Annotated in this window: 6 protein-coding genes; all 6 read left to right on the top strand. The window is 39.5% G+C overall.

All coding sequences use genetic code 11. The features are described 5' to 3' along the window. The coding region (locus PKC55_RS18085; RefSeq protein ID WP_524536953.1) for a tetratricopeptide repeat protein at nt 1-692 on the top strand (692 nt) is incomplete at its 5' end. A gap of 75 nt (nt 693-767) precedes the next feature. Then, a complete protein-coding gene (locus PKC55_RS18080) occupies nt 768-2,432 on the top strand; it encodes an Mfa1 family fimbria major subunit (RefSeq protein WP_324373638.1) in 1,665 nt (554 codons plus the stop codon). Nucleotides 2,433-2,612: 180 nt separating this feature from the next. Next, nucleotides 2,613-3,596: a FimB/Mfa2 family fimbrial subunit gene (locus PKC55_RS18075; protein WP_324373637.1), complete on the top strand. Its 984-nt coding sequence runs from the start codon at nt 2,613-2,615 to the stop codon at nt 3,594-3,596. Between the two features lie 37 nt (nt 3,597-3,633). Next, the gene (locus tag PKC55_RS18070) at nt 3,634-4,944 is read left to right on the top strand and encodes a fimbrial protein (RefSeq protein ID WP_324373636.1); all 1,311 of its coding nucleotides are present in this window, start codon (nt 3,634-3,636) and stop codon (nt 4,942-4,944) included. Nucleotides 4,945-4,950: 6 nt separating this feature from the next. Next, the gene (locus PKC55_RS18065) at nt 4,951-5,895 is read left to right on the top strand and encodes a fimbrial protein (RefSeq protein WP_324373635.1); all 945 of its coding nucleotides are present in this window, start codon (nt 4,951-4,953) and stop codon (nt 5,893-5,895) included. A 47-nt stretch (nt 5,896-5,942) separates the two neighbouring features. Continuing rightward, nucleotides 5,943-7,998, top strand: a 2,056-nt coding sequence (locus PKC55_RS18060) for an L-type lectin family protein (RefSeq protein WP_524536952.1), incomplete at its 3' end; no start/stop codon positions are given.

Below are 7,998 nucleotides of genomic sequence, written 5' to 3'. Positions count from 1 at the left end.
TGGCGCAAAACAGGGCTAATTCCTTTGCTCATTACCTGGTCTCCAAATTTGGTGTATCACGGGATAAATTTACCGTTGAAGGGAAAGGCGAAGACTGGGCGGGACTGCATAAGGCCATCTCGGTTTCATACCTGGCAGACAAACAAAACATCCTGAATATCATTGACAAAGTACAGAATCCCGATGCACGGGATGCAGAGTTGTTGAAGCTTTCAAACGGGGAAACCTACAAAACACTGCTTAATAATTATTATCCGCTTTTGAGACGTACGGAATATGCCGTAGCCTATGTGGTACGTGCCTTTAATGTGGAAGAAGCAAGACAAATAATAAAGAAGAATCCCAAATTACTTAGTCTGAACGAAATGTATCTGGTGGCCGAAAGTTATCCATCAAGCAGTAAAGAGTTTCGGGAAGTGTTCGATATCGCCGTCAGGCTGTATCCTGACAGTGAAATTGCCATTATGAATTCAGCTGCCGCAGATATCGAGAATAAAAATTACGATGCTGCCATCGAGCGCCTGAAAAAAATAGAAGATAAACCAATCGCATGGAATAATCTCGGTGTGGCTTATATCCTGAAAGGTGATTCGGAAAAGGCTTCAAGATATTTTGAGAAATCAGCTAGTAACGGTGATAAAGACGGAAAAGTAAATCTGGATATTATAAAAGGGACAGGTAAACATAATTGACCTGTTCACAGATAGTATAAATGTTTTTTGCAAAATAATAAGATAATAGTCTGTAATATTTAAAATTGAATAAAAATGAAAGTAACTAAATTATTTTTGACTGCAGCGATAACCCTTGGATTGGGATTGACCGCATGCAGCAATGATGATGATATCTCGTCATCAGGTGGGGAAGAGAAAGGTAATACCAATGTGAGTGTTACATTGAAAATGTCCCAAAATCCAGGCTTAAGAGGAACAAAAGCCCTACCAGACGATTACAACAATATCGGGGAATGGGCAGGAAAAGACGATATAAAAACCGTAGCGGTTTACATCATCGATGGTTCATCCGTTAGTTCCAAGTCACTGCAAGTAGGTGCCAGCGGCTCAGGTCAGGATTATGAGAAAATAGTGACTGGAAGTGATATCACTTTAGTTCCTAAAACAACAAATGCCGCGATTAAAACCACAGCCGGAATTAAAAAAGTGTATGTGCTAGTAAACGGGAGTACTGAAGTGGTAGATGCTTTGGCAAAGACTCCTGTAGCCGAATTTGAGAATGCATATACACAAGCAGCATTATATCTGGCTAACTCGGGCGCCAGTACATTTACCAATACATCTGCTGATAAACTGGCTGTAAAGAACGGTACAACAGATGAAAAAATTGTGATGACTAATGTTGAGCCTAAAACAATAAATGTGGCAGCCAATGTCACAGAAGCCGAAACGTTGGCAGCTGCCTCTCCTTTAAATAGGGTAAGTCTAGAGGTTGAGAGAGCTGTTGCCCGTGTAATGATATCTACACAGGCTTTAACCTATACCGTGCCTTCAGCGGGAGGCTCTCCATTGGGAACAATATCTGATATTAACTGGGCACTGGCTCAAGGCGAAAGCTCTTTGTTTATTCAACGTAAAGCTGATTGGTCTACACCTAACTCCATATTTGTACCCACTTCGGATAATGACTATTGGACAACTGATATTACAGGAAGCAATTCTAAATATGACTACTCAGGTTTGTTTGAAAACTATGTTGCGGCTGACCAGTTCGGAGGAACTGCCGTTAAAACAATGACTGACTATGCAACCGATCCTTACGGACAAGTAACTGCAGAGCTGAATTCCGAGCTGTCGGGTAAATTTATATTACCGAATTATCATACAGAAGGAGAAAAAGCTGTTTCAAGCTATAAAAAAGGAAATACAGCCTACGTGCTTATCCGTGCTAAATTCACACCTGCGGCTGCAGCTTTTGCAGATGGTAAGGCATATACTCCAAATACCGACTTCTTTGTAGGTGAAAACGGTAAGTTCTATACTACGGCAGAGAATGCACAAAATACAGCAACAGGTGGTGTCGCAAATCAAAAAGTTGCAAGATATGTAAAAGGTAAAGTATTGTATTATGCATGGGTAAATCCGGATAATGTTCTTACTGGTGAGTGGTATAATTCACCTGTTATAAGAAATAATGTTTATCATATCCACATTACAGGATTCAGAAATCTGGGAACAAACTGGAATCCTTTATTCCCTGAAGATCCGGATAATCCGAAAGGTCCTGAAGATCCATCTAATCCGGGTAAGAACCTACCTCTAAACCCAGATCCAAAACCAAGTGTCCCGGGATATGAAGAACCGGAAAATCCGATCGATCCTACAGATCCTCTGACTACACCTCAAACATGGATGAGCGTAGATGTAAAAGTTCTTCCTTGGAAGCTACACTCTTATTCTGTATCTCCTGGAATTTAATCTTCATAAATATAAATAACCTGTGTCAGGGAGTTACAGCTCCCTGACGGTTATTAAAACAAATAACACGGAGTATAAATGATATACTTCTACTCATAACATACTTTGCCTGTTTTGCTTACTAAAACAATAAAAAAGGTCTGCGACCATCAAATATTAAATTAATTAAAAGTACAAGGGATGAAGAATTTACGAATCAAGATTATAATGGCATTGTTCGCGACAGGGACTCTTTTCTGGGGTTGCGATTCCCTTATCTACGATGACCTGAAAGATTGCCCGCAAGGTGTTTATGTAAAATTCTACTCCAAAACCCCATGTGCAGATGATTCCCTGTTTATAGGGAACGTATCTTCACTTACCGTCTTTGCATTCGATCAGGAAGGTAAACTATCAACTACAGTAGAGCAACATAATGTAAACCTGAGCCGTGACTTTGAAGTGCTTGTTCCGGTTTCCAACGGGAACTATTCATTTATAGCATGGGCGGGTGTCAATGAAAAACTAGGAAGGAAATCATTTACTCCAGGCGTAACAACCAAAGAGGATATAATGGTGACTATCAACTCTACAAATGGTGTGGCTGAACGCTTGAATAATACTACGGAACGTATATGGCAAGGAGAAAGTCCGATCGTTTTCCTACCCAATCCGGGAGAATACGGTTCGTTATATAAATATACAGCAGTAAATCTAAGGGAGCTAACCAACAGGGTTAAGGTTATCGTCGAGTTCGATAATGTCACCATGAAAGAATACGATCCCACAAAACTTAATGTAGCCGTGTCATCGGCTAATGGAACGGTACGGATAAACGGTACAATGCCTATGAATACCCCGGTATTGACTTACCCCTCAATAGAAACAAAATTGGAAGGTAATACTGGTGAATGGAATTATGCCATGTTAGACCTTACTACCGGCTACAGTAATAAACTGAATATTACCTATACAGGAAATGATAAAGAAGAAACTGTCTTCGACGGCGACCTAATCGCTAGTATCCTTTTAAGGGCTGTCGACAAGGGAGTAAACCTTAACTGTGAAAATGACTTTACGGTCAAATTCCTGATAAAGGATTATTGTGCCGAGTGCTGGACACACTTCAGTTGTGCTATTTATGTCAACAACTGGCTTGTTCATAGTTATAGCACCGATTTATAAAATTTAAGCCTGCAGGGCTTGAATAATCCAAACGATTATGAGATTAAAAATACGATATATACTTTTACTCTGTCTGCCGGTCCTGCTTGTAGCTTGTGACTCTTTTATCTATGAAAACCATGATGAAACAGATAAGCCAACCAAAGGACAGGAGGTATACTTATCTGTAACCAGAGCGCAGGCAGCCGATACGGAAACGATTAATGAAGATGCAGCAGATTATGAAGACCGGGTACATGATCTTGCCTTGCTGGTTTTCGATTCATCGACCGGAGAAAAGATTAGTGAATATTTTGATGAAGCAATACCCTTTAGCGATAAAGAAAAGACCTTTACCGTAAAGCTGACCACAGGTACGCGTGATTTTTATTTTGTAGCCAATATGCCGATGGCAGCATTGAAGATGATAGCCACAAAGTCATTGATGGACAGTTACATGTCTGCTTTCCGCGATATGGAAACAGACCTGTATCTTTCAGCCGCAGAAAGTAAGGGCTTTCCGATGTCCAGAACATATCTGAACCAAACAGTAAGTGTAGGCGGAAACATCTACCAGCCGAAGCCTTTCCGACCTGTTGTGAACGGGACAGAAGAAAACCGGGTGAAGTTAATCCGTGCTGTCGCCAAACTCGAAGTCGTAATAGAGGGGGCATCTATAGGTTCCGGTGTCAAGAACATTTATTATAAAAATGCATATCGTCAGTTCGGGCTCATACCTGATATGTATCCTGCAACTATAGGGTATTATGAAGATAAGCTGTTAAAAAAAGTGGGTAATTCATATCTGTACTATATGCCGGAAGCCATGATGATGAATACAAATCCTGTCTGGTCAGTATCAGATCATAAACCGGTCAACTACTTCAGGATTGAAACCCTTGACGGAAAATTCTACGACATACCTGTCATTACAGACGACCGCACCATCACCGACACGGATTATCTGGCCTTTGCCACCGGTCAAAATACGGATAAGCCCGACTATAACATCTACAGAAACAGGCATTACTACTATGTTATCAAAAAATTGCAAACGATAGAAATCATTTATACCATCGATCCATGGACAGTTAAAAAAAGTGCAACTTACATGGGTTACGGGTATAATGTGAACGTTGACAATGACGGGAATGTAATGATCAGTAATACGATAGAAGTTTGTGATCCGCATCATGTTACGCTGAAAGCTATAAACGGATGTACTTTCTCAGACGCTGCATTGACTAAAGAATTTATAAAGACAAGCCCTACTGACAAAGAGGATTATACACTGACAAATATTCCTCAATCCGGGAATTATCTGGAAGTATATTACAATGGGATTCTGGTGAAGACATTCAGTAAATAAAAGAATATGAAAATATATATATACATAATAGGCTTCTTAAGTCTGCTGTTCACCGGTTGTTCAGGTGATGACAACCCTGTGGCAGGCAGTACGGATAATGAAAAAATAATACTCTCTTTTCAAATAAACAGTTTCGTTAAAGGGAGTCTGAAAGCAGCTACTGACAATGGCTCTGCCACTGAACAGACAATTGATAACCTGTATGTGTTTTTATTTCCTACATCAGGGGCACAGACATTTAAATCTTATTACATACCATCGGCTAGTTTTTCCGGCGGTTCATGGAACAATACAGATAACAAAGTATTACTCAACCTTACACAGGCAGAAGCTGGTAGCAGAGATGTATATGTTGTAGCCAACTGTACCGGAATAAAAACATCACTTGATGGAGTCTCTACCGTAACAGGGTTACAATCGGTTTTACAGTCAAACAGCACGCCTTGGTCTACGACACTAACGACTCCTATCTTGATGTCGGGCAATAAGACACACGATTTTAATTCGAATTACCAGCTTAGCAGTATTCCTCTGATTCGGGCTGTGGCCAAAGTACAACTCAACATAAGCTTGACAGCAAAGCATCAGGAAAAACCATTGTCTGGGGAAGGCACTACACGATATAAATATAGGCTTATCGATTTCGATAAGAATACCTATGTCCTGAAACAGATATTGAAAACCGATAATCTGGTCAGCTCACTCGCTTGGATAAACTGGAACGATGCTATAACATCCTATACGCTTGATGGCAATGGAAAAGTAACAAACCTGACCCTGATAACTTACCTCAACGAACGGGATAATGCAGGAACAAGCATAGAGCTCAGTTTGCCTTATTTTGACGGGGGATTCCTGCCGCCACCCGAATTTGGAGACGAGACCTACAAATTGCAACTGCCAGCAAAAATAGAACGTAACAACTGGTATACATATGATGTGGAAATATAATAATAAAATCAAGACCAGATAGATCTTGTATAAATAAAAGAATGAATATGACCAATCACTACAAACATTTAAGAATTCAATTACTTTCAATATTATTTATTAGTTGCTTTTTCTGTGTATCTTCGCTCAAAGCACAATTTACAATTACCGAAAATTTTAAAGGAAATTCTATTGGCAACAATATTATCTTGGGGGGAGATCCGGGAGCATTTCTCACTTCAGGCAATCCAGACCCAGTAAATCAAGGTTGGCTACGATTAACAAGTGATGAGAGGGGCCAAAGAGGATATGCTTATATAAACAATTCTTTTCCAAGCACATTAGGTGTATATATAGATTTCGAATATAAAACATGGCGCAGTAAGTATGGCAGTGCAGACGGTATATGTATCTTCCTATTCGATGCAGACACCCCTACTTTCAGAATAGGAGCTTTTGGAGGCTCATTAGGATATGCAGCAAGTACATCGAACGGTTATAAACCGGGGCTTGCAGGTGCTTACTTAGGTGTTGGATTGGATGAATATGGCAATTTTGCATCTAATACAGAAGGGAAAGACGGTCCTGGATACAGAAGGAATGCCATTACACTGAGAGGACCTGAAACTCCTAAAAGCAGTACTTATCCGCCATACAGATTCTTGGCAAGCCGAACTGTTGGAGGAAGTTGGGGAAATATTGCTTATGCAACTCTAACGTCAACTAGACCGACAGATACCGAGTTCTACAGAAGAGTAAGAATTTATATAGAACCAGAAGATGGTCAATACAGAATCAGGGTGCAATGGGCTATAACTCCGAATGGTACTTTTACCGAACTCGTAAATTATCTTACAGATGATGCTCCTCCATCAAAACTTAAGCTTGGATTTTCCGCTTCTACAGGATCATTTGTTAATTATCACGAAATACGGAACATACTCATTACTACTCCCGGAGATGTCCTCGTTCAAAAGAGTGTAAATACGGAAAATTCTCCTCAAAACGGAGAATTAACTTATACTGTAAATGTAATAAATAACTCCACGTCAACATTACCCGGCTTAGTATTAAACGATGTAATAAAAGACGGTAATGGGAATGATATTGCATACGGTAGCACGTTCTCTATCAATACCGTCACTTTTAACAATAATGGTAATACAGACAATACAGCTGTGGGCTTTACCAGCGGAGTAGATCTTCCATGGAATCAAAATTCATTATTTGCAACCATAACATTAGCTCCTCGCAGTACTAGTACTTTTATAATCAAAGGGAAATTAAATGGAATTCCGGCAGGAGGAAGAATAGTTAATAATGCAGATATCATTCCTCCCGAAATACCAGGTTTAAACGATGATAAAACAAATAATCACTCCACGGTTAGTACTACCGTATATAATCCAAATTTGGATTTTAGTATAGAAAAGAATGCGGATAACGATGGTGTTGCCCAAGCATCCGGAAACACCTTTACTATAACAGTTACTAATTTAAGCGGAAATAATAAAGTCGCAGGTAACACGGTTACTGTAACAGATGCCATTCCTGATGGTCTGATTGTAACCGATTATACCGGTAAATCAGGTGGACTTGCATCCAATGGATGGATAGCTTCTGTTAATGGAAATACATATACTTTTAAGCGTACAGATGCTTTGAATAGCTTACTTTCTTATCCGCCAATTTATATCAAGGTAAATGCTAGCAATCCTACTACGCAACTGAATAAATGGACAAATACGGCTACAGTTAAGTATAAAGATGATACAAATCCGAATAACGATTCAGCCAATGCAACATTGAAGTGGTATAATTATTGGTATGGCACTACTGATACTGATTGGGCTAAACAAGAAAATTGGACTGCTAACTTTGTACCTGCAGAAAGTGATGATATTGAATTTGCAACAGAAACTAATAATGGAACAAGCGGTACAGGCAACGGAAAGGGTACAGCGATAAAGGATTTGTATCTAGACAAAGACCGTATTATAGGTGATCTGATTAATAATTCTAATGTAGATTTAGTTGTCACTACTCAAAATCAGCTAACTATCAATGGAACTGTAAAAGACGACAATTCCAATAAGGGTACTATCGTTATAAAATCAGATCCAG

This window comes from Dysgonomonas sp. (genome assembly GCF_035323175.1).
Lineage (GTDB): Bacteria > Bacteroidota > Bacteroidia > Bacteroidales > Dysgonomonadaceae > Dysgonomonas.
The sequence above is the reverse complement of the archived record's forward strand: the minus strand, read 5'-3'. Positions and strand labels throughout refer to the sequence as shown.